The 22,528-nt window shown below is 45.3% G+C and carries 21 protein-coding genes and 1 pseudogene; 20 read left to right on the top strand and 2 right to left on the bottom strand.

Annotated elements, in window-relative coordinates:
- Window positions 1–65 precede the first annotated feature (65 nt).
- Both M1K58_RS23455 and dut read left to right on the top strand, forming a co-directional pair.
- Window positions 66–1,346 (top strand): M16 family metallopeptidase, encoded by a 1,281-nt coding sequence (locus tag M1K58_RS23455; RefSeq protein WP_256761324.1) that lies wholly within the window; start codon window positions 66–68, stop codon window positions 1,344–1,346.
- On the top strand, window positions 1,309–1,752 hold the full coding sequence (gene dut, locus M1K58_RS23450) for a dUTP diphosphatase (protein ID WP_256761323.1): 444 nt from the start codon (window positions 1,309–1,311) through the stop codon (window positions 1,750–1,752). Before M1K58_RS23455 ends, dut begins: the two co-directional genes overlap by 38 nt.
- 500 nt (window positions 1,753–2,252) lie before the next feature.
- Here the strand turns inward: dut and M1K58_RS23445 are convergent, their stop codons facing one another.
- The gene (locus M1K58_RS23445) at window positions 2,253–2,966 is read right to left on the bottom strand and encodes a hypothetical protein (protein ID WP_256761322.1); all 714 of its coding nucleotides are present in this window, start codon (window positions 2,964–2,966) and stop codon (window positions 2,253–2,255) included.
- Window positions 2,967–3,002: 36 nt separating this feature from the next.
- Window positions 3,003–3,158: pseudogene (locus tag M1K58_RS29745) on the bottom strand (transposase); the annotation flags it as partial.
- Window positions 3,159–3,670: 512 nt separating this feature from the next.
- Here M1K58_RS29745 and dpsA point away from each other — a divergent pair.
- The 18 genes from dpsA to pgsA all read left to right on the top strand — a co-directional run bounded on the left by dpsA (window position 3,671) and on the right by pgsA (window position 22,527).
- Window positions 3,671–4,570, top strand: a complete 900-nt coding sequence (gene dpsA / locus M1K58_RS23440; RefSeq protein ID WP_256761592.1) for a dipicolinate synthase subunit DpsA — start codon at window positions 3,671–3,673, stop codon at window positions 4,568–4,570.
- Window positions 4,567–5,163, top strand: coding sequence for a dipicolinate synthase subunit B (locus M1K58_RS23435; RefSeq protein WP_256761321.1), 597 nt, complete (start codon window positions 4,567–4,569; stop codon window positions 5,161–5,163). Before dpsA ends, M1K58_RS23435 begins: the two co-directional genes overlap by 4 nt.
- Before the next feature lie 165 nt (window positions 5,164–5,328).
- Window positions 5,329–6,561, top strand: a complete 1,233-nt coding sequence (dapG, locus tag M1K58_RS23430) for an aspartate kinase (RefSeq protein ID WP_256761320.1) — start codon at window positions 5,329–5,331, stop codon at window positions 6,559–6,561.
- Between the two features lie 14 nt (window positions 6,562–6,575).
- Window positions 6,576–7,451, top strand: coding sequence for a 4-hydroxy-tetrahydrodipicolinate synthase (dapA, locus tag M1K58_RS23425; protein ID WP_256761319.1), 876 nt, complete (start codon window positions 6,576–6,578; stop codon window positions 7,449–7,451).
- A 279-nt stretch (window positions 7,452–7,730) separates the two neighbouring features.
- Window positions 7,731–9,410, top strand: a complete 1,680-nt coding sequence (locus M1K58_RS23420; RefSeq protein WP_256761318.1) for a ribonuclease J — start codon at window positions 7,731–7,733, stop codon at window positions 9,408–9,410.
- 160 nt (window positions 9,411–9,570) lie between these two features.
- Window positions 9,571–10,320, top strand: a complete 750-nt coding sequence (locus tag M1K58_RS23415) for a ClpP family protease (RefSeq protein ID WP_256761317.1) — start codon at window positions 9,571–9,573, stop codon at window positions 10,318–10,320.
- The gene (locus M1K58_RS23410) at window positions 10,317–10,577 is read left to right on the top strand and encodes a YlzJ-like family protein (protein WP_256761316.1); all 261 of its coding nucleotides are present in this window, start codon (window positions 10,317–10,319) and stop codon (window positions 10,575–10,577) included. The genes M1K58_RS23415 and M1K58_RS23410 overlap by 4 nt, the downstream gene beginning before the upstream one ends.
- Window positions 10,578–10,640: 63 nt before the next feature.
- Window positions 10,641–13,295 (top strand): DNA translocase FtsK, encoded by a 2,655-nt coding sequence (locus tag M1K58_RS23405; protein ID WP_256761315.1) that lies wholly within the window; start codon window positions 10,641–10,643, stop codon window positions 13,293–13,295.
- Window positions 13,296–13,445: 150 nt separating this feature from the next.
- Entirely contained in the window at window positions 13,446–14,225 is a 780-nt protein-coding gene (sleB, locus tag M1K58_RS23400; protein WP_256761314.1) for a spore cortex-lytic enzyme, read from the top strand.
- A gap of 178 nt (window positions 14,226–14,403) precedes the next feature.
- Window positions 14,404–15,690: an EF-P 5-aminopentanol modification-associated protein YfmF gene (yfmF, locus tag M1K58_RS23395; RefSeq protein ID WP_256761313.1), complete on the top strand. Its 1,287-nt coding sequence runs from the start codon at window positions 14,404–14,406 to the stop codon at window positions 15,688–15,690.
- Entirely contained in the window at window positions 15,687–16,967 is a 1,281-nt protein-coding gene (yfmH, locus tag M1K58_RS23390) for an EF-P 5-aminopentanol modification-associated protein YfmH (protein ID WP_256761312.1), read from the top strand. The genes yfmF and yfmH overlap by 4 nt, the downstream gene beginning before the upstream one ends.
- Complete coding sequence (gene ymfI, locus M1K58_RS23385) at window positions 16,964–17,698, top strand: elongation factor P 5-aminopentanone reductase (protein WP_256761311.1); 735 nt, start codon at window positions 16,964–16,966, stop codon at window positions 17,696–17,698. The genes yfmH and ymfI overlap by 4 nt, the downstream gene beginning before the upstream one ends.
- 106 nt (window positions 17,699–17,804) lie before the next feature.
- Window positions 17,805–18,059: a DUF3243 domain-containing protein gene (locus tag M1K58_RS23380; protein WP_256761310.1), complete on the top strand. Its 255-nt coding sequence runs from the start codon at window positions 17,805–17,807 to the stop codon at window positions 18,057–18,059.
- 215 nt (window positions 18,060–18,274) lie between these two features.
- Window positions 18,275–19,045: a YmfK family protein gene (locus M1K58_RS23375; RefSeq protein WP_256761309.1), complete on the top strand. Its 771-nt coding sequence runs from the start codon at window positions 18,275–18,277 to the stop codon at window positions 19,043–19,045.
- 40 nt (window positions 19,046–19,085) lie between these two features.
- The gene (locus tag M1K58_RS23370; protein ID WP_256761308.1) at window positions 19,086–19,934 is read left to right on the top strand and encodes a helix-turn-helix domain-containing protein; all 849 of its coding nucleotides are present in this window, start codon (window positions 19,086–19,088) and stop codon (window positions 19,932–19,934) included.
- A 112-nt stretch (window positions 19,935–20,046) separates the two neighbouring features.
- Window positions 20,047–20,538 carry a YajQ family cyclic di-GMP-binding protein gene (locus M1K58_RS23365; RefSeq protein ID WP_256761307.1) on the top strand — a complete coding sequence of 164 codons (492 nt, stop codon included), beginning with the start codon at window positions 20,047–20,049 and terminating at the stop codon, window positions 20,536–20,538.
- 85 nt (window positions 20,539–20,623) lie between these two features.
- Window positions 20,624–21,952 carry a 30S ribosomal protein S12 methylthiotransferase RimO gene (gene rimO / locus M1K58_RS23360; protein ID WP_256761306.1) on the top strand — a complete coding sequence of 443 codons (1,329 nt, stop codon included), beginning with the start codon at window positions 20,624–20,626 and terminating at the stop codon, window positions 21,950–21,952.
- On the top strand, window positions 21,949–22,527 hold the full coding sequence (gene pgsA / locus M1K58_RS23355; RefSeq protein ID WP_256761305.1) for a CDP-diacylglycerol--glycerol-3-phosphate 3-phosphatidyltransferase: 579 nt from the start codon (window positions 21,949–21,951) through the stop codon (window positions 22,525–22,527). The genes rimO and pgsA overlap by 4 nt, the downstream gene beginning before the upstream one ends.
- The last annotated feature ends 1 nt before the right edge of the window (window position 22,528 follow it).

Below are 22,528 nucleotides of genomic sequence, written 5' to 3'. Positions count from 1 at the left end.
CAGATGTCGTAATTTGATATAGTGGTATCACTGTTTGTTAGGTACTCAACAAAGGGGGAAATCGGATGAACAAATATATGCTTAAGAACGGACTTCGCGTGATGATCGAATCTATCCCGACCTGTCGGTCGGTATCATTCGGTATTTGGGTGAAAACCGGTTCCCGATATGAAGATGTGAATAACAATGGAATATCCCACTTCATTGAGCACATGCTGTTCAAAGGAACGAATCGACATAGCGCCAAAGATATCGCTGATGTGTTCGATGGGATTGGTGGTAATGTGAATGCCTTCACATCCAAAGAATACACTTGCTACTATGCTAAGGTGCTGGATCAGCACTTGCCGATCGCAGTAGATATTTTGTCGGACATGTTTTTCGAGTCACAGATGGCGGATGCCGAACTGGCTAAAGAGAAAAATGTTATTCTAGAAGAGATTTCGATGTATGAAGATACTCCTGATGACACTGTTCATGATTTAGCGTCTAGCGCGGCTTATCATGATCATCCGCTAGCCTACTCCATTCTTGGAACAGCTGAGCGGTTAAATGCGATGAGTTCAGACCATTTGCGTAAGTATATGAACGAAAGATATCGGATTGATAATACGGTCATCAGTGTAGCGGGTAATGTAGGAGAAGAAGTTCTGGAGTTGCTCGAGCAACATTTCGGACGGTTTGATGTGCAAGGTAACGATAGCGTTTTGGAAATACCTACATTTCATTCGAAGGCTTTGTTCCATCGTAAGAAAACAGAGCAGAACCATCTATGCTTAACCTTTCCAGGAAGCTCAATTCAAGCTCCTAATCTTTATGCGATGATTTTATTGAATAATACGATAGGTGGAGGAATGAGCTCTCGATTATTCCAAGAAATCCGGGAAAAACGTGGGTTAGCCTATTCTGTATATTCATATCACACTTCCTATGCGGATAGTGGGTTGTTCACAGTGTATGCTGGAACAGCACCGAAGCAAACGCAGGATGTCTACGACATTACTATGGAGTTGCTCAATGACATAGCAGCCACTGGATTAAGTGAAGTAGAGCTGTCGCGAGGTAAGGAGCAATTAAAGGGTAATTTGATTTTGAGCTTGGAAAGCACTAGCAGTCGAATGAATCGATTAGGGAAGAACGAGTTGATGCTCGGTCGTCATTATACTTTGGATGAGATGATCGAACGGATAGATCAGGTTCAATTATCTGACTTAAATGAGATTATGAAATCGATGATGGCGCAGCCAAGTGCGGTTGCGCTCGTAGGTGCGAATGAGAAAGTGCTGTCGGGAAGCGGGAGGGAATTCATTGTATCCAATTCAGTTGAAGAGGCTGCCGGGGAATGAAGATGTGGCGCTGCCTCGCCAAATGTCAGAGTGGGCTGCAGGTTTTGACTTGCATGCCACAGTAACTGAGCCTTTTGTGCTTGCTCCAGGAGAGAGAGCATTAATACCAACAGGTTTTGCAATGGCAATGCCTCGTGAGCTTGAGGCGCAGATTAGACCTCGTAGCGGCTTAGCCTACAAGCACGGCATTACATGCTTAAATACGCCTGGTACGATTGATGCTGATTACCGTGGAGAAGTGAAGGTGCTTCTCATTAATTTGGGTCAGGAGCCATTCACGATAGAACGTGGTGAGCGTGTCGCTCAAATGGTTTTCCAACGTGTACCTCAAGTTATTCTCGAAGAAGTGACTGAACTATCAGACACCATACGTGGTGAGGGTGGCTTTGGACATACCGGTAAGTAATAGTTAGAAAAAAGGTCCAATTCTGAGTTGTCTGAATTGGACCTTTTTGTGCTTTTCCCCAGTTCAGTTGCCGTATGTACGCGCGCGATAACCTTCTCTACATTATCCATATGACCACTATCCCCTTGGCTCAGTTGAGACTCCCTGTCAGTAGCTTATGTCCACTATCCCATCTGCTCAGTTGAGACTCCCTGTCAGTAGCTTATGTCCACTATCCCATCTACTCAGTTGAGGCTCCTGCTCAATAGCTTATGTCTACTATCCCTTTGGCTCAGTTGATGTTCCCGGTCAGTAGCTTATGATCACTATCCCCTTTGCTCAGTTAAAGTATCGTTTCCATAGCGTTTATCATTGAACTCTTGGGTGCAGGAGATTTTTTGATATTTTTAAAATTAGACTGTCGATGTGTAAGGTGCGGTCACAAAGAAGTAATGATTTAATGATTTAATGACGTAATGAAATAGTAAAGTAATTGATAGGGTAAGAATCAGTTAAAAGTATTAACTAGCATTTTTTAAGTTAGAGGTATATTGTGATCGCAGCTTAGGTTGAATGTTTGGTTTGTTGATTAACTCGTGGTAAGTGAGAACTGGGGTAGAAGTGGATAATTTCATTAGATGGGAAAAAACAGATTGATTCTGAAAAGTCATATTGTACCCGTAGCAATATTGATCTAAATAAGTTTGTAGATGTTTTGCGCCAATCCCGTGAAAAGTAAAGTTGATCCATGCACAGGCATTCTTACTAATCTGCAAGAGCTTTCTGTTTCTGTCTTTGCTGTATTTAAGGGTGACTGCAATAATCTCGGCTGCTTGAGGATCGACATGCTTTCTAATAAATGGAGTTTTATCTAATGGACATGTAAATTGCGGATAAGAGCATTCTTCGACAGCTTGTTTGATTTTAATAGGAGCTAGAATACCTTGACCATCCATAGTAGCGCCGATAAGTAAAGGTTGTTCTTGTGGGTGCCTGTAGATAGTGGGGTTGTAGGGACGGCCATATTGAGCAAAGTTGATACGCACTAGACCAGTTAAAAGTTCATCTTTAGTTGAGTAGGCCATCGCATGACGTATTTTATGACAGATGAGCCATGCTGTTTTGTATGTAGTCCCTAAAATAGTGGCTAATTTGAATGCTGTGATGCCCTCTGGGCGCGAATGAAGAAACATAGCGAGTATCCAAATCCTAATCGGAGTTCGACTTCCTTCCATAATTGTACCTGCTGTAAGTGATGTCTGTGTTCTACATGAGCAGCATTCATAGAGTGGTAACCTACGGGTCCGAATTTCAAAGGCATTCTGGCTATGACAATGAGGACATTGGAAGCCAATTGGCCATCGTGTCTGTAACATTGTTTGGATACAAGTTTGCTCGTTGGAGCTAGATAGATAAAAGGTTAACATTTCGGAATATTCCATAAATACCTCCATGAAAGGGAACATTTGTTCTTATTTATATGATATCAAATGTACGTTCCCTTTTAAAGGGATTTTTTGTATTTTAATTGTTATTTTCATTATGAAGGAGCTTCTGAACCAAGGGGATAGTGGACATAGCAAGGGATAGAGGACATCGGAGTGGGAGAAGGAGACGAAACTGAGTCAAGGGGATAGTGGGCATGGAAAAGGATAAAGGACATCAGGGTGGGGAGAACAATACGAACTGAGCGAATGGGATAGTGGACGTAGCAAGGGATAGAGGACATCGGAGTAGGGAGTTGGATACGAATTTACGAACTGAGCGAAGGGGATAGTGGGCATAGGAGTGGATGGCGGACATAGGCAGTTAGGCAATTGAGGTGTTTGCGAATGCGCACTGAGACAGGAGATAATCAACATATTTTATGATCGGCACCCCGGACTGGGCGTATGCATACGATGTGACTATGCAAGAATGCCGAGAGGAGGGGGCTGCGATACTTACGGGAGTTCAGATTGTTCTCGCGGGTGGAGATGCTCGTCAGTTGGAAGTGATTCGGCGGTTAACAGAGTTGGATGCCGCAGTAACGATCGTTGGTTTTGATAGGTTAGATACTCCATTCAGTGGAGTCACAAAAGCGGAGTGGACACCTGACATTTTAAAGCAGGTGGATGCGTTAATATTACCAGCAGTCGGGACGGATGATGATGGGGTTATCGCGACTCTTTTTACCGATCAAGAGTTAAGATTAACGGACGCCCATCTTGCTGCGCTCCCCAAACACTGCAAGGTGATTACAGGTATGGCAAAGACTTATTTAAGAATATCCTGTGAAAAGCATCATATAGAGCTCATTGAGCTGTTTGAAAGAGATGACGTGGCCATCTATAATTCGATTCCGACGGCGGAAGGCGCTTTGATGATGGCTATTCAGAATACGGATATTACAATTCATGGCTCCAATTGTATCGTTCTTGGTCTCGGAAGAACGGGCCTAACTATGGCTCGAACACTTCAAGCTATTGGAGCACATGTTAAAGTTGGAGTGCGTCGTGATGAAGCTTATGCACGTGCTTTTGAGATGGGTTTTGAACCCTTCTATATGCCTGAATTAGCGCGTCAGGTGGGGAATATCGACTTGATTTTTAACACAATTCCGACTATGATAATCACAGCACAAGTGATCCTACAACTTCCCCTGCGCGCATGTATTATCGATCTGGCTTCTAAGCCCGGTGGCACTGATTTCCGCTTCGCTGAGAAGAGAGGAATTAAGGCGCTACTTGCTCCTGGATTACCTGGGATCGTGGCTCCGAAGACAGCCGGTCGAATCATCGCGAACAGTCTTACCCAGATCATTCTGGAAGACAATCAGTTACGGGGGAATAAACCATGAATTGGAAGGGAATCACCGTAGGATATGCGTTGTCAGGCTCGCATTGCACGCTTGAGGAGATTATGCCACAAATTCAGCGTTTTATTGATGCAGGAGCCAATGTGGTGCCGATCGTTTCGCATACGATCATGACCACAGATACGCGATTTGGAACTTCTAAACACTGGCAGGAAAATCTGCTTGAAATTACTGGAAATAAAATCATATCTTCAATAGTAGACGCAGAACCACTTGGTCCTTCCAAGCTGATAGATGTATTGACAATCGCTCCCTGTACCGGTAATACCACAAGTAAACTCGCTAACGCTTTGACGGATGGTCCAGTGCTTATGGCGGCGAAAGCGCAAATGCGAAACCAACGCCCGCTCGTACTCGCGATATCCACTAATGATGGTTTAGGGTTGAATGCATCGAACATTGCTAAGCTATTAATTATGAAGAACATTTACTTTGTCCCATTCGGTCAAGATAATCCAGTTGCCAAACCCAATTCGCTTGTTGCTAGAATGGACCTTGTCATGGAAACCTGCGAAGCAGCATTACAAGGTAAACAACTGCAACCCTTGCTAATTGAGCGATTCTTACACGCTTGAGGTAGACTCTAAGGTAGGTAGAGTATGTCGATCGTTTCCAACAATTTTCTTGAAGGTACAGCCTGGAATGTGAGAATGTGATACAGATTGCCGAACATATAGCAGCTCCCAAGTCATAATAAATAACATTACAGCTGTCATCTTTTCTTTTCGGAGGAAAACGAGATGGATCTAATCGTACAAAAATTCGGTGGGACGTCGCTGTCCGATGAACCTAGTCGGCGCCACGTCCTCCGTCATATTATCCGTGAACGTGACGCTGGAAGCAGCCTTGTCGTTGTTGTATCCGCAATGGGTAGAAGCGGAGACCCTTATGCAACGGATTCACTGTTGGAGCTCATTAAACAGAATGGGAACGCTTTGCCAGCGCGTGAAAGGGAGATGCTGCTCTCCTGTGGAGAGCTAATATCTGCTTCCATTTTGTGCAGCTTGCTCAATTCCGAAGGTATACCTTCAATTGCCTTGTCCGGGGGACAGGCAGGCATCATCACAGACGACCGTTTCGGTGCCGCTCGCATTAAGGAAATGAAGATGGAGCGGATCCATAAGCACTTGTCCGAAGGCTTTGTCGTGGTCGTCACCGGGTTTCAGGGAATGACTCCTGATGGAGAGATAACGACGCTAGGCCGCGGGGGTAGCGATACATCTGCGACTGCATTAGGGGCTGCCTTAAATGCGGATATCGTCGATATTTATACTGACGTGGATGGAATATTGACTGCAGATCCTCGTTGGGTAAGTAATGCTCGACCCTTATCTGTAGTAAGCTATGAAGAAATTTGTAATATGGCTCAAAATGGAGCTAAGGTGATTCATCCAAGAGCTGTCGAAATTGCGATGAAAGCTGGCATCCCAGTACGGGTACGCTCCACCTTTTCCGAGAGCGAAGGAACACTTGTTACCCATGTACAGGATTTACTTAGTCAGTCCTTATGGTATGATAGAACGGTTACGGGTCTTGCGCATGTTCGACAAGTTACACAATTAGGCGTCATTAATGCTGAAGGCCTGGCCGATGTCCAATTGCGAGTTTTTCGAACGATGGCGTCCCATGGGATCAGTGTTGATTTTATTAATGTGATGCCTACGAGCGTTTACTATACGGTATCGGAAGATGATACTTCAAATGCGATACTTTTACTTCAGGAAATGGGATTTGAGCCTAAAGTACGAAGAGGATGTGCGAAAGTATCCGTTATCGGAGGCGGAATGAATGGAGAGCCAGGAGTTATGGCTGTTATCGTCGAAGCTTTAACAAACTCCAGCATTCCAATTTTGCAATCTGCGGATTCCAACACAACGATCTGGGTGCTTATTTCTGAAGAGAATTTATCAGAAGCATTACAAGCCTTGCATACTGCTTTTGGACTACATCTAGTTAGAGTAAGGGATAAATAGAGGAGGAAAAAGTGATGAGTTTCGGTCGTTTGATTACAGCAATGGTAACTCCTTTTAATGAGCAACTGAATATCGATTGGGACACGACGGCTAAATTAATCGATTATTTAATCGATGAACAGAAATCCGATAGCCTCGTTATTTCCGGGACGACTGGAGAGTCTCCCACTTTGTCTGATGATGAAAAAGTACAATTATTCCGTTTTGCTGTTAAGCATGCAGCGGGACGTTGTAAAATAATAGCGGGTACAGGCAGTAACGAGACAGCACATTCTGTTCAGCTTACAAAACAAGCTGAACAAGCAGGTGTTGACGGAATACTCCTTGTAGCTCCGTATTACAACAAGCCTTCACAGGAAGGCGTGTATCAGCATTTCCGTACGATCGCTGAAGCGACTTCGCTTCCTGTTATTATATACAATGTACCTTCCCGGACAGTTGTAAGTGTTTCTGTCGAAACAACACTTCGGTTGGCGCAGATACCGAATATTGTCGCAACCAAAGAGTGCGCTTCGTTAGAGCAAATGACGGAGATTGTAAGTGGTGCTCCAGAAGGATTTGTCCTATATAGTGGTGATGATGCCATTACTCTTCCTACTTTGTCCATTGGAGGCTACGGTATCATAAGCGTGGCCAGTCACGTTGTCGGAGCTCAGATGAAAGAGCTAATTACTGCCTATCTGGAATGCCGAGTGAAGGACGCAACTGCGATCAATGCTAAGCTATTCCCGGTATTTAAAGGTCTGTTCAATTGTCCTCATCCGGTTCCGAATCCAGTGGCAGTTAAGCACGCGCTTATTATCCGTGGATTACCAGTGGGTGGGGTACGCCTGCCACTAGTTCCTGCGAATGAAGCGGAAGCTCAATTCGTGCAAAATCTGCTTAAGTAAGAGAGTTCGTCGGTCGCTCAGTCTTTAACTTGCGCAACCCGATGTCTTCTGGATGTCGGGTTTTTGCGGCGATTTTATGACCACTTACATACGATTTATACTGTCTTATAATCGAGGAATTCGTTTTTATAGACAGGGAAAGATAATATCAACGATCTTGTATTTCCTGAATTGCATCATGTATAATGATTTAGAGTGATTGGGTGCGGCTAATATTTTTAGCAAATTGAAAATTTCATATCGATCGGGTACGTCGAATGGATCTAGGAGGTACTAGAAGTGTCAAAGAAGAACAATCAAGATAAATTACTGATTTTCGCGCTCGGTGGCGTTGGCGAAATCGGCAAAAACATGTATTGCATTCAGTATAGTAACGACATCGTGGTCGTAGATGCTGGATTGAAATTCCCAGAAGAAGAAATGCTCGGAATCGACGTCGTTATCCCGGATATTTCCTATTTGTTGGAAAACCGTGATAAAGTGCGTGCCATTTTGCTTACGCATGGACATGAAGATCACATTGGCGGATTACCGTATGTTTTGAAGCAACTGAATGTTCCGATTTACGGAACAAAGCTTACGCTAGGTCTAGTTGAAAACAAGCTCAAAGAAGCGGGCTTGCTAGGAAATACGGAGCGTCACTTAATCAATGAGGATTCAGAGCTGACGTTTGGTCCAATTAAAGCTACCTTCTTCCGTACGAACCACAGTATTCCTGACTCTGTTGGGGTTTGCTTGGAAACACCGGAAGGTAACGTAGTTCATACGGGTGACTTTAAGTTTGACCATACACCAGTTAACGATCAGTTTGCTGATCTACAGAAGATGGCTGCTATTGGTAGCCGCGGCGTATTGGCTCTACTATCTGACAGTACTAATGCAGAGCGCGCTGGGTATACACCATCCGAAAGTAATATCGGTAAAGAATTCGAATCGTTATTCCGTAGCGCTAAGCAACGTGTTGTTGTTGCGACATTCGCTTCTAACGTTCATCGGATTCAACAAGTTATCAACGCTGCTGCTGAGACACGTCGCAAAATGGCGGTTATCGGTAGAAGTATGGTTAACGTAGTTAGCATTGCTTCAGATCTAGGCTATTTGGAAATTCCAGAAGGCATGCTTATTGAGCCGGATGAAGTGAACAAGCTTCCTGCGGATCGCGTTGTTATATTGTCAACTGGAAGTCAAGGCGAGCCTATGTCCGCTTTAACTCGGATGGCGCGTTCGACACATCGGAAAGTGGATATTTTGCCAGGAGATACTGTCATCATCGCAGCAACTCCGATTCCAGGTAACGAGAAATATGTTGGAAGAACCGTTGATGAGCTCATGCGTTTAGGCGCAAGCGTTATCTACGGACCAGGATCCGTATCAGGCGTTCACGTATCTGGTCACGGTAGCCAAGAAGAACTTAAACTTATGCTTAACCTTATGCGTCCTGAATATTTCATTCCGATTCACGGAGAATATCGGATGCTTCGCCATCATGGTTTACTTGGAGAAGCTGTAGGCATTCCGAAAGAGAACATTTTCCTGTTAGATAACGGGGATACGGTCGAAATTCAGAATGGATCTGCTCGTAAAGCGGGTAAAATTCCTGCAGGTAACATCTTGATCGATGGTCTAGGTGTGGGTGATGTTGGTAATATCGTGCTTCGCGATCGTAAGCTTCTGTCTCAAGACGGAATTCTTGTCGTCGTAGTCACGTTAAGCAAACAAGACGGTACGATTATGTCAGGTCCTGATATCATCTCTCGTGGTTTCGTATATGTTCGTGAATCCGAGGGCTTGTTGGAAGAAGCTAACCGTATCGTAACGAGTACATTGCATAAATTAATGAACGAGAACGTTAACGAGTGGGCATCGCTCAAGACGAATGTCAAAGATGCGCTCGGCCGTTTCTTGTATGAACAAACGAGAAGAAGACCGATGATCTTGCCGATCATCATGGAAGTATAGAAAGATAAACCCACACTCATTAAAAACCGTTTCCTCCGCCCACGCGGTAGGAGGACGGTTTTTTTATTTTTACCCATTGTGTCCCGCAACCATGGGTGAGGATAAAGTTGGAGGGAACGCCCATACTATGTCAAGCCGACATAGAATAGGAGGTCTCATCATGAGTGAAAAAGGAAAGCCTGGAGAAACAGCAGATCAACCTATCCCGCCTGAAGAAGGACGCAAAACATCCGATGTAACGGAAACGATTGTGCAATTGGGACAAACTTCAATTCCTTCAGGAGAGAGCAATATTTTTTGTTTGACGATTATTGGACAAATTGAAGGTCATCTGATGCTGCCCCCACAAAATAAAACGACTAAATATGAGCATGTCATCCCCCAACTTATCGCCGCTGAGCAGAACAGTAAGGTGGAAGGACTCCTCATTGTGCTTAATACGGTAGGAGGAGACGTGGAAGCGGGGCTTGCTATTGCTGAGATGATCGCCTCAATGTCAAAGCCTACGGTAACAATCGTTCTAGGTGGAGGTCATTCCATTGGCGTTCCGATTGCGGTATCAGCGGACTATTCCTTGATTGCCGAAACCGCCACGATGACCATACATCCGATCCGTATGAACGGGCTGGTAATTGGGGTACCGCAAACGTTTGAATATTTAGAGAAGATGCAAGAAAGGGTCACTCGGTTCGTCACGCGCCACTCTCGTATTACTGAAGAGCTGTTCAAGCAGCTTATGTTTAAGACGGGGGAATTGACGAGAGATATTGGTACGACTGTCATTGGTGGAGATGCAGTCAAGCATGGCTTGATTGATACGGTTGGTGGGTTAGGAGAAGCGCTTCGGGAATTAAATCGCCGGATCAAGGAACGTAAGTTAAGCAGTACGGAGGAGACGATAAGCGAATGACAATCTACACTTCGATGCCGATAGAGCTCGTATTGGATGGGATTCAGCAGGAGCCTGGTCCTTTCGTTGATGTGACCGTTCAAGGCATGACCATGCAGCTTATACCGGTGGCCCCAGGCATCGGACGGATTGTTAGATTACTGGCTGCTCCTCTTGATTGTTACTTGCTATCGCAATATGCACCTGGGCAAATGGTTTGTTATTCTCCTACTGCAGAACCAAATCAAGTGTCGGAGAGTCCTAACTTCGGGATATAGATAGGGGAAGTCTGCCAACCTCCCGTCAACTGTGATATAATGTTGAACCGGGAGGTGGCAAATTTGGCCAAGCGCAAAAAGAAACGAGCATCGTTCGGAGCGAGCTTAAAATATGAATTATACGGAATTTTATTAATCACGATTTCTGTCATTGCCATCTCCGGTGAAGCAGCCGTTGGCCGTTCACTTTCCAAGCTATTTGGCTTTCTATTAGGAAAACATTATTATCTACTTGCTTTGGCGGGGATATGGATTGGTTTACATGTCATGATCAAGCGCAGTTGGCCACGAGGCTGGACTTCACGACGTTCCGGTTTCGTGCTTGTATCCTTGGTCATGTCGCTATGGAGCGCGATGGCTGCCATTGATAATAGTCTTGGACTTATGGATTCCGTAACCCCTTCCAGTATTGTGAACCAGACAATGGCTCAATTAAAGGAAATGCTATGGCAGGCGCCTTCTTCTGAGAACATAAAGGTTTTCAATGCCGATGTAGGTGGGGGCATTGTTGGGGCTATGCAATATTCCATGCTGTATTGGTTATTTGGATATTATGGCGCGAAATTCGTGCTTATGATTGAAATCGCGATAGCCATTATGCTCATAACAAATCGTTCCTATGTGGAAATCGGACGGACCTTCCGATTGTTCCTGATGAGAGTTATGCCTATGCTAGCTGCCAGACTATCTTCCGGCCGTAAGCTTCTCTCGGTGAAGGCTGTGCCTGTTAATGGAACTGGTAGGGGAAGAAGGTCAAATAGACCTGTTGCTCAGGCAGAAATTGCGACGATACCTGAAGATGAGGATATGGACGATCCTACGCTTATAGCAAGATCCAGGAAAACACCTTTATTTTTTCAATTGTTTCATGGCAAACCAGAACGGGATCTGACTTTACCCCAGGAAGAGCATTGGGAGGAAGAGAAGCCCATTAAGTACTCGGCAAAAGCAGCTCCAGCTGCTCCTGCTCCTATTGAACCAATTAACAATGGAGTGTATGAGAACGAGCAACAGGCGCCTTCTTACATAGAACCGGAAGAAGCTGAGGCTGATCCATTAGGTCAACAGCAAATAGCCCCGCGATTTACGGATTTCACCGCCCAAGGAGTACCTGATTACGAATGGGAAGCTGATGAAGCGGATATGGAGCAGCAAACGCTGCCCTTGGACGTAGAAACCCTAAATACTGATTTAACTGCGGATATGGACGCAGAATTAGAATTGGATCCCACCCTTGAATCCGCTCCTACTGTTGTTGAGGTACCTAAGCCGGTTCGCAAGATTCCAAAACCTTACCGTCTGCCAGGTATGAATCTTCTCGATAAGCCTTCTGCAGGGAGTAAATCTGGAAATCCTGCTGATTACATGAGTATAGCTAGGAAGCTGGAGGCAACACTCGAAAGCTTCGGAGTAAGAGCTAAGGTATTGGACGTCGCGCGGGGACCTGCGGTAACCCGTTATGAGCTTCAACCAGATGTTGGCGTGAAGGTCAGCCGAATCGTAAGCTTGACGGATGATATCGCATTGGCTCTTGCAGCGAAAGACATACGGATGGAAGCGCCGATTCCAGGGAAGGCTGCCATTGGCATCGAAGTTCCGAATAACGAAGTAAGTGTCGTTACTCTTCGGGAAGTATTGGAGACGCAGCCGTTTCAGGAATCACCAGCTAAGCTTACCATCGCTTTCGGTCGGGATATTTCCGGGCAGCCCATTGTTGGTAATCTAGCAAGGATGCCGCATTTACTTGTTGCTGGGGCAACAGGTTCGGGGAAATCTGTCTGTATTAACGGGATCATAACGAGCTTGCTGTATAAGGCTAAGCCAGATGAAGTCAAATTTCTAATGATCGATCCGAAAATGGTTGAGCTCAACATTTATAATGGAATTCCCCATTTACTTGCACCTGTCGTTACAGATCCGAAGCGTGCGTCGCTAGCTTTGAAGAAAATTGTTGTTGAGATGGAGAAAAGATACGAGAAATTTTCTAAATCGGCAACAAGGAATATCGAAGGCTATAATGCATTAATGTTGAGCGGAGATAATCCGGATGCCGTGCTGCCTTACATCGTGGTTATCGTTGATGAGCTTGCGGATTTGATGATGGTTGCTGCTGGGGATGTAGAGGATGCGATCTGTCGTCTTGCGCAAATGGCACGAGCATCCGGTATTCATCTCATCATCGCCACTCAGAGACCGTCAGTAGATGTTATTACTGGTGTTATCAAAGCGAACATTCCAAGTCGGATTGCATTCGGTGTCTCCTCACAGGTCGACTCACGTACGATATTGGACATGGTTGGAGCAGAGAAGCTCCTCGGCCGAGGAGATATGCTCTTCCTACCGATGGGAGCATCTAAGCCGATTCGTGTACAGGGTGCATTCTTATCTGATGGTGAAGTAGAGTCTGTAGTTAGCTATTGCCGTGGACAAGCCGAAGCAGAATATATTGACGATCTCGTACCAGAGATCGATGATTCTGTAAGCGATGGACCGGAAGAAATTGTGGACGAGCTGTTCGATCAAGCCGTACAAATTGCTCTTGAAGCTAAGCAGGCTTCTGTATCGCTACTCCAGCGCCGCATGCGTATCGGTTACACGCGTGCGGCGAGGTTAATCGATTCGATGGAGGCAAAAGGGATTGTCGGCCCTTACGAGGGCAGTAAGCCCCGTGAAGTGTTGATGACAATGGAGCAATACCAACAGCGAATTCCTTCTTAGATCGATTCCTAATGTGAACCCGCAAGCCTTATCAGGCTGCGGGTTTTTGCTTGCGTTCAGAAATCATACAAAAATGGGTATAAGAGCCTTTGACGTTTCTCATACTAACGTTCGAAGACCAACATGGAATAGAGAAAGGCGTGACCTTAAGTGAGTTATCGTCTCGTGATCTTGACAGTATGTGTCGTGTTCGGCTTGCTTGGGCTATATACGATTCAACACTCTACACAAAGCCGGGAAACATTCAGCAGCGCTATTCTTAAAGAAGGCGCATCAGGTAAGGACATTTACGAGCTACAAGGGCGCTTAAAAGCGCTCGGTTATTACAATGGTAAAGTGGACGGGAATTTCGGACAGAAGACCAAAAATTCTGTGACTTGGTTTCAATGGAAATTCGGGATGAAATCGGATGGTGTTGTAGGCGCAAAGACGAAGCTGAAGCTGTGGAGTGCGACTAAGGATTGGAGGCCAACCGCTGAAGAAGCGCCCTCAGCCTCGGCAGGTCAGGGCGGTACTGGAAACGAATCTTCTTCTGGGAGTGAAAACAAGTTGCCCGCATCTAACAACTTGGGATTCACGGAGAAGGATATGAAGATGATGGCGAATGCAGTCTACGGCGAAGCGCGCGGGGAACCTTATGAAGGCCAGGTTGCAGTCGCTGCTGTAATTATTAACCGAGTGAAGTCATCGCAGTTTCCCAATACGGCAACAGGTGTTATTTTTCAACCACGTGCTTTCACCGCTGTCGCAGACGGACAAATTTGGTTAACACCAAACGATAAAGCGGTCAAAGCTGTCAAGGATGCGGTGAGCGGATGGGATCCAAGTGATGGCTGTCTCTATTATTTTAATCCGGAAACCGCGACTTCCAAATGGATATGGTCGCGACCGCAATATAAGACGATAGGCAAGCATATATTTTGTAGATAGTCGTGCGATTTGAACCTAAGCAACCAACTAGCGCGCCTCTGGCGTCGCGGTTGGTTGTCGCATTTTATGCCCCTTGTATTTCCAACATTTGCTTCCTGTTCGTCCAATCGGTTAGAATGGGGCTGAAATATCACGATTGACGCTTACGAGGCGATTTTAGCTAAAGGGGCTTGAGAGGATGCCGGAACAATTTCAAAGAGGTGTGTGGGGACGTTTGCGTTTGCACGTTTTGCCAACGAAAAGGTTCAAAACGTTCGCCATTTCTTTATTTGCAGGAGTGCCATTATCGGATGATCGGGTGACATCAGTTGCACTCACTCCATTCGTATTAAGAAGAGGAACGGAAACTTATCCGGAGACGATAACTTTCCGCGAGCGCCTAGATGACTTATACGGCGCAGGATTTGGTTTTGATTTGTACAAAAGAGGCGACCACCAGATCGTCCAGTTCAGATTGGATATTATTAACGATCGGTTCGTATCGGTTACAGAATCACTTCTTGGAGAAGCTTTATCTTTCCTAGGCGAGGTATTGACAAAACCAGCGCTTGAAGATGGCAAGTTCCGCAGTAAATATGTTGAGGCGGAGAAAACCACGGTAAGCAAACGAATTGATGCGATGATCAATGATAAAATTCGTTATGCGGCAGAGCGTTGCGTCGAAGAGATGTGTAAAAATGAGCCGTATCGCCTTCCTGCTCTTGGACGTAAAGAGCAGCTTACAGAATTAAATGCGAGTACACTCTATCAAGATTATAAGCGTTGGCTTCAGGAAGCTACCTTCGATCTCTATGTATCAGGCGATACAACGTTGGAAGAAGTGCAGGCTTTGGTTGCTAAGTCTTTCGAATTGCCTAGCGGTGAGCCATCCACTTATTCTGCGCCAGTCTTACGGGCAGCTCGCCCAGAAGTACAAACGATCGTGGAACGATTGGATGTCGGCCAAGGAAAGCTTAATATGGGCTTACGAGTAGGCGAAACCTATGGCAGCGATCAATATGCTGCACTCCTTGTCTATAATGGATTGTTAGGAGGATTTCCTCATTCCAAGCTATTCGTTAATGTCCGCGAGAAAGCTAGCTTAGCCTATTATGCTTCTTCCCGACTCGATGGACACAAGGGGATTTTAACCCTTCAATCTGGCATAGAGACCGTAAATTATGAGCGTGCGGTTAAAATTATTCTCGAACAAATCGAGGCGATGAAAGCTGGACAATTCGCTATGGATGATTTTCACCGAACCCAAGCGATGATCATTGGTCAATTACGCGAGCTGAAGGATTCCGCTTTCGAGAGAATTTCCTTTGACTTTAGTAATGTGCTGTCCGGAGTTGAGCGAACGGGCGATAGCTTTATCGCAGAAATCCAGGCGGTGACGCCGGAGATGGTGACAGCGGTTGCTCAAGGCGTAGAGCTAGATACCATTTACTTCTTGCGTGATCGGAAGGAGGATGCACAAGCATGACAACACAAGCATATCCAAAGCTTCAAGAGACGATGTGGTATGAGAAGCTAGATAATGGATTGGAGGTTTTCATCCTTCCAAAACCGGGCTTCACGAAAACGTATGCAACCTTCACGACACGTTATGGCTCGGTAGATAACCACTTTGTTCCTCCGGGTGGAGAGACTATTCGAGTACCTGATGGCATTGCACATTTTCTGGAGCATAAGATGTTTGAGGAGCCTGAGGGCGACATTTTCTCTAAGTTTGCATCCCAAGGTGCGTCCGCGAATGCCTATACGAGCTTTGATAGAACGGTGTACCTCTTCACGGCAACCGATGAGGTTGAAGCGAATCTAGATACTTTACTTCACTTTGTACAAAATCCTTATTTTACAGACGAAAATGTAGAAAAGGAAAAAGGCATCATTGTACAGGAAATCGATATGTACAAGGATAATCCGGATTGGCGTGTTTATTTTGGCTTAATCGAGGCAATGTACCAGAATCATCCCGTACACATCGATATCGCGGGAACGGCCGATTCCGTACGCTCGATTACAAAGGAAATGCTGTATGACTGCTATAACACGTTTTATCATCCATCGAATATGACCTTGTTCATCGTTGGGGGAGTTGACCCTCAGGAAACGATGGAGCGGGTAAAGCAGGATCAAGCGAAGAAGACGTTTCCTCAGGGGGGAGAAATCAAACGTCTGTTTGAACAGGAGCCTGTGCAGGTTAAGAATGAGAAGAAGGAGCTTGAGCTGCCTGTCTCATTGCCGAAATGTTTATTTGGATTTAAAGAAGAGCCGGGAGAGGATAAGGACGCTGTTCGGCGAGAGCTGGCGAGTAAGCTTATGTTAGAAGCGCTGCTAGGCTCCAGCTCCGAGTTGTATCAACAGCTCTATGATGACAACCTCATATCGGATGGATTCGGCCACGAGTACAATACAGGACCAGGGTACTCCTTCTCAATCATTGGCGGTGAGACAAGAGACCCGGACGAATTAGTGTCAAGGGTAAGCCAGGCGATGTATGCTGCGGCCCAGAACGGGATATCGTCTACGATCTTCGAGAGAACACGCCGTAAAAAAATCGGGGCCTTCCTTCGCATGATGAATAGTCCGGAATCCATTGCTAGCGAGTTTACTCGGTATCGTCATAAGGGTGGAGACTTGTTCACTCTGGTGGAAGTGTACGAGAGCCTAACGTTGGAAGAAATTAACGAACGTATCAAGGAACACGCCAACCCGGATCGTCGTGCAGTATCCATCGTGCGGAGTGGAACAGCTTGAAACGAATAGCTTTAGTGACGGGCGCATCCCGCGGCATTGGTGCCGCGGTCGCCCGCCAGTTGGCATCGGATGGCGCCGATGTCGCCATTCAGTATTATGCCGCGGCGGAAGCTGCCGAAGCCGTCGTGGAGGTGTGCAGGGGGGTTGGCGTGCATGCGATCGCTGTGCAAGCGGATCTTCGCTCGAAGGCATCTACACTGGATCTGAAGAAGCAGCTAGAGCAGTTAGGTTGGTCACCGGATATTGTTGTCCATTGTGCAGGGATGGCTCATTATGGATTGCTTGAAGATCTGGAAGAGCAAATCTGGGACGACCTAATGAATGTAAACCTGAAAGGTGCATATTATTTAACACAATGGTTCGGGCCTGCGATGAGATGGAAGCGATGGGGACGATTCGTTCACCTTTCCAGTATTTGGGGTGAGGTTGGAGCCTCTGGAGAAGCGGCATATGCTGCCTCTAAGGGAGGCTTAAATGCTTTTACTAAGTCGCTTGCTAAGGAGATGGCTTCTTCTGGTGTAACCGTAAATGCGGTATGTCCGGGAGCCGTGGACACGGATATGCTTGCGACACTAGATGCTGCGGAGCGCGAGCAGATCTGTCGGGAAATCCCTCTTGGGAGACTCGGACAGGCCGAGGAGGTTGCTCAACTCGTACGATTTATTGTTTCGGACAAGGCAAGCTACATTACGGGACAGATGCTTGGGATCAACGGTGGATGGCGTATGTAACATTTTCACAGTTCCGTTATCACTTCATTTTCGAATACATTAGCCCTTATACGGACATATTAGCGTTGAGCTTTGCTTAACCCAATCATCGTCAGGAGGCTGCTCAATGTCATCTGTTCTTAGTAATTTCGGTACGTGGAAAAAATTTCTAGGTGATCGCGTAGAAGCTGCCAAAAAGCTTGGGATCAACGAGGAAGCCATATCAAAGCTTGCGTACGAAATCGGTGAATTTCTGGATCAGAAAGTGGATCCAAAGAACAACGAAGAGCGGGTATTGAAGGAATTATGGGACGTTGGCGATGAAGCTGATCGTAAGACGATGGCGCGCTTAATGGTCAAATTGGCGAGTCATAGTGATTAGGATGAAGCGAAAAGCACAGGAGAGCCTCCATATGGAGGCTCTCTGTCCATCATCTCAAAATATTTATAGGACTTTTGGAGTAATAATTAGTTTTATTTTGCAGGATAATGATGAGCGTTGTAGAATAAAAGAGAAGGTGAAAAAAAGCGGAAATCATCCAATTGTTTTTCTGGAATATAATACATGTTTTTTCCGTTATTTTAATGAGGTGTAGGATGGAACCCAAACAATGGTATATGGAGTATAAAATTTACAAAAATCGCCCGGGTTTACTAGGGGATATCGCTTCATTGCTTGGGATGCTCGAAGTTAACATTCTAACGATCAATGGAGTAGAAGATAGAACTCGCGGAATGCTACTACAAACGGACGATGATGAGAAGATTGAATTGCTTGGCAAGATGCTGAGCAAAGTAGAGAACATTACAGTAAGTACGCTTCGTCCTCCCCGTTTGACAGATATATTGGCTGTTCGACATGGTCGTTATATTGAACGGGATTCCGATGATCAGAAGACGTTTCGGTTTACACGAGATGAATTAGGACTTTTAGTTGACTTCTTAGGTGAGTTGTTCAAGAAAGATGGAAACCAGACAATCGGATTACGAGGAATGCCTCGAGTAGGAAAGACGGAATCCATTATTGCGGGTAGTGTATGCTCTAACAAACGCTGGGCATTTGTATCCTCTACTCTGCTTCGTCAAACGGTTAGAAGCCAATTGTCCGAGGAAGAAATGAATCCAAACAACGTTTTTATCATTGACGGAATTGTGAGTACAATTCGTTCGAACGAGAAGCACCATGCTTTACTGCAGGATATTATGGCCATGCCATCCACGAAGGTAATTGAGCATCCGGATATATTCGTGCGGGAGTCCCAATTCGATTATAATGTATTCGATTGCATCATCGAATTGCGGAATACACCAGATGAAGATATTTCTTATGAAAAATTTACAACTGCTGGCTTGAACGATGATTTCTAATACATACCGCCAACACCATATCTATTAGGAGGTGAAAGGCATGTCCGATTTAGGCGCCCTGCTTCGTAAAGCACGTGAGCAGCGCGGTTACACTCTAGATGACATTCAAGAATATACGAAAATTCGCAAGCGCTACCTAGATGCAATTGAGACAGGCGATTATAAGGTGTTGCCTGGTTCTTTCTATGTAAGGGCATTTGTTAAGACTTATGCCGAGACGGTTGGCCTTGACGCTGAAGAAGTGCTGCGTCTTTACCATAAAGAATTGCCACTTCCCCCTTCAGTGGAAACAACTAACGCAGAGCCGATGATGAAGTCTAGTCGACGAAGCGTGCAACACAATGACCGTTGGGGCAAGGTTGCCGTAACAGTGCTCATGTGGGCGTTTCCCATCCTTATTGCCGCAGTCATATATATTTACTTGAACAATAATAAGGAAAATGATACGAAAGAGCTCAATCCTAATCTTCCGATCTCTACGGATACATCTACACCAAGCCCTTCGGCTAGTGTGACTCCGACGATTACACCTTCTGAAACTGTAACACCAAGTCCTTCAACACCACCAGTAACGCTAACGTTTAAGGAGAAGGTTGGAGGCATTAACTATTATGATGTAACGCCAGGAGCAGGTCATCAGCTTAAGCTGGTTGTGACGGGCGAAGCGTGGATTGAAGTTCGGGAGAATACGAAAAGAGGGAAGGCGATTTTTTCTAAATCGCTGACAGAACCACAAACGAAAACCTTTGATTTGACTATTCCACTTTATGTAAACGTTGGCCGAACAGACCATGTTGAGTTTTTTATTGATGATACAACCTTTGACGATGGAAATGCATCCGGTTCAACCAAATACATTTTTACTCCTGTAACAGAAGCAGCTCAATAAAGTATTGAAGATTGAGTAGCCCTCTTCGGAGGGCTGTTTGTTTTATTCTAAAGGTACACTCATGCTATAATATACGTATAAATGGGGCATAGATGAAAGGAAGAGGATTTTAATGGCATCGGAATATTCATTTGACGTTGTATCCAAAGTGGATTTTCAGGAAGTAAATAACGCGGTCCAACAAGCGCTTAAGGAAATTGAAACTCGTTTTGACTTCAAGGGAAGCAAAAGTAATATCACGCTGGAGGACGAACAGCTTGTTGTCGCTTCAGATAGTGATTACAAGCTCAAAAGCGTCGTGGATATCCTTCAGTCGAAGTTGATCAAACGCGGCGTGCCTATCCTTAATATGGAATATGGCAAGATTGAGCCCGCATCTGGCGGAACAGTTCGTCAGAATATCAAGATGAAGCAAGGCATCGATCAAGAAAATTCAAAAAAAATGAATATTTTGATTCGCGACTCCAAATTAAAGATCAAAAGCCAAATTCAAGGCGATCAGCTGCGTATAACTGGAAAAAGTAAAGATGATTTACAAGCTGTAATGGCGTTATTACGAGGTGCAGATATACCATTGGAGCTGCAATTTATTAATTATCGCTAATTATGTGGTACGGTTTTGACACCTATAGGGGGTTCGTTTATACTGTTGTGGATAACAACGGACGAACGTTTGGGGGAAGACATCCATGATAGAGAGAGTCAGCGTCGTCACGCTTGGCTGTGAGAAAAATTTAGTCGATTCCGAGATTATGTCGGGGCTAATTCATCAAAGAGGCTTTACACTCGTTGATAAACCGGAAAATGCGACGGTTATTATTGTGAATACGTGCGGATTCATCGATGCAGCGAAGGAAGAATCGGTGAATACGATTCTGAATTTAGCGGAGCTTAAAGAGACCGCTAGCTTAAAGGCGCTTATTGTATCGGGCTGCTTGACCCAGCGATATAAGAAGGAATTGATGGATGAGATGCCGGAAATCGACGGAATCGTCGGTACTGGTGATTTTCATCGGATCAATGACATTGTCGACGAGGCACTTCGTGGAACCAAGCCGGTCTACGTAGGTAACCCTGTATTTAACTATGAAGAGAACTTGCCACGTCTGCTCTCAACTCCTCGCCATACTGCATATGTGAAAATTGCCGAGGGCTGCGACAACGCTTGTACGTTCTGCAGCATACCGATCATGCGGGGGAAATTCCGCAGTCGTTCGATAGAGTCTATCCTTGCAGAAGTGAAGATGCTAACAGAACAGGGTGTTAAAGAGATTAGTCTTATCGCTCAGGATTCCACTAACTATGGAACTGACCTGTATGAAGGCTTCAAGCTTCCTGAATTATTGAATCGAGTTAGCGAAGTTCCGGGAGTAGAGTGGGTGCGTCTGCATTATGCTTATCCAGGCTTCTTCTCTGATGAACTGATCGAGACGATGGCTGCGAATCCTAAGATTTGTAACTATGTCGATATGCCTTTGCAGCATAGTGAGGATTCCATCTTGAAGAGAATGCGTCGTCCAGGTCGTCAGCGCGATGTTCGGGAGCTAGTTGGCAAAATTCGTACACACATTCCAGAAGTGGCTCTACGTACTTCGATGATTGTTGGGTTTCCAGGAGAGACGGAAGAGGACTTTGCGAAGCTATGCGATTTCGTTCGCGAGATTAAATTCGACCGCCTAGGCGTATTCACCTATTCACAGGAAGAAGATACACCGGCTAACCGTTTGCCGGATCAAATTCCGGATGAAGTGAAGCAATTCCGTCAGAACACATTGATGGAAATTCAACGCGAGGTTGCGATGGGCAATGGAGCGAAATACGTAGGACGTACAATCGAGGTATTAGTTGAGCGTTACGACGGACGTAGCGATGTCTTCATCGGACGTAGTCAATATGATGCTCCGGAAGTGGATGGAGAAGTGTATATTTCGAAATGTCCAGTGCAAATTGGTGAATTATGCAAGGTTAAAATTACCCATGCTTATGAGTATGATTTATCAGGGGAGGGAATTGCGTGAACCTCGCCAACCGGATCACGCTTGCAAGAATTTTTCTAGTGCCGATCGTGACGTTCTTCTTGTTGGTCAAGCTTAATGTAGAGCCTCTCACGATAGGTAGCTATTCTATTTCTTATAATCAAGTGTTCGCGTTGCTGCTTTTTATTATTGCGGCGAGCACGGATGGTTTGGACGGTTATATTGCACGCAAACGTAAAATTGTAACAAATCTCGGTAAGCTACTAGATCCTCTTGCGGACAAGTTACTCATGGCAGCTGTTCTTATCTCACTCGTTGAGATGGGGAAGCTCGGTGCTTGGGTTGCGATCGTGATCATCAGTCGTGAGTGGGCGGTGACTGGCTTGAGGCAGGTTGCTCTTTTAGAGGGCGTAGTACTTGCTGCGAGCAAATGGGGCAAATGGAAAACGGCTATTCAGATTACGATGATTATCGTATTGCTGCTTAACAACTTTCCGTTTAACTTCATCGACTTACGCATTGACTTGGTTGTCGTATGGGCAGCTGTACTTATCACTGTCTATTCGGGCATAGATTATTTTATGAAAAATAAAAATTTGATTCCGGTTTCTAGTTAAG

The organism is Cohnella sp. WQ 127256, from assembly GCF_024519285.1.
Classification (GTDB): Bacteria; Bacillota; Bacilli; order Paenibacillales; family Paenibacillaceae; genus Cohnella.
Note: the sequence above shows the minus strand (reverse complement) of the source record. Positions and strands in the feature narration are given on the sequence as shown.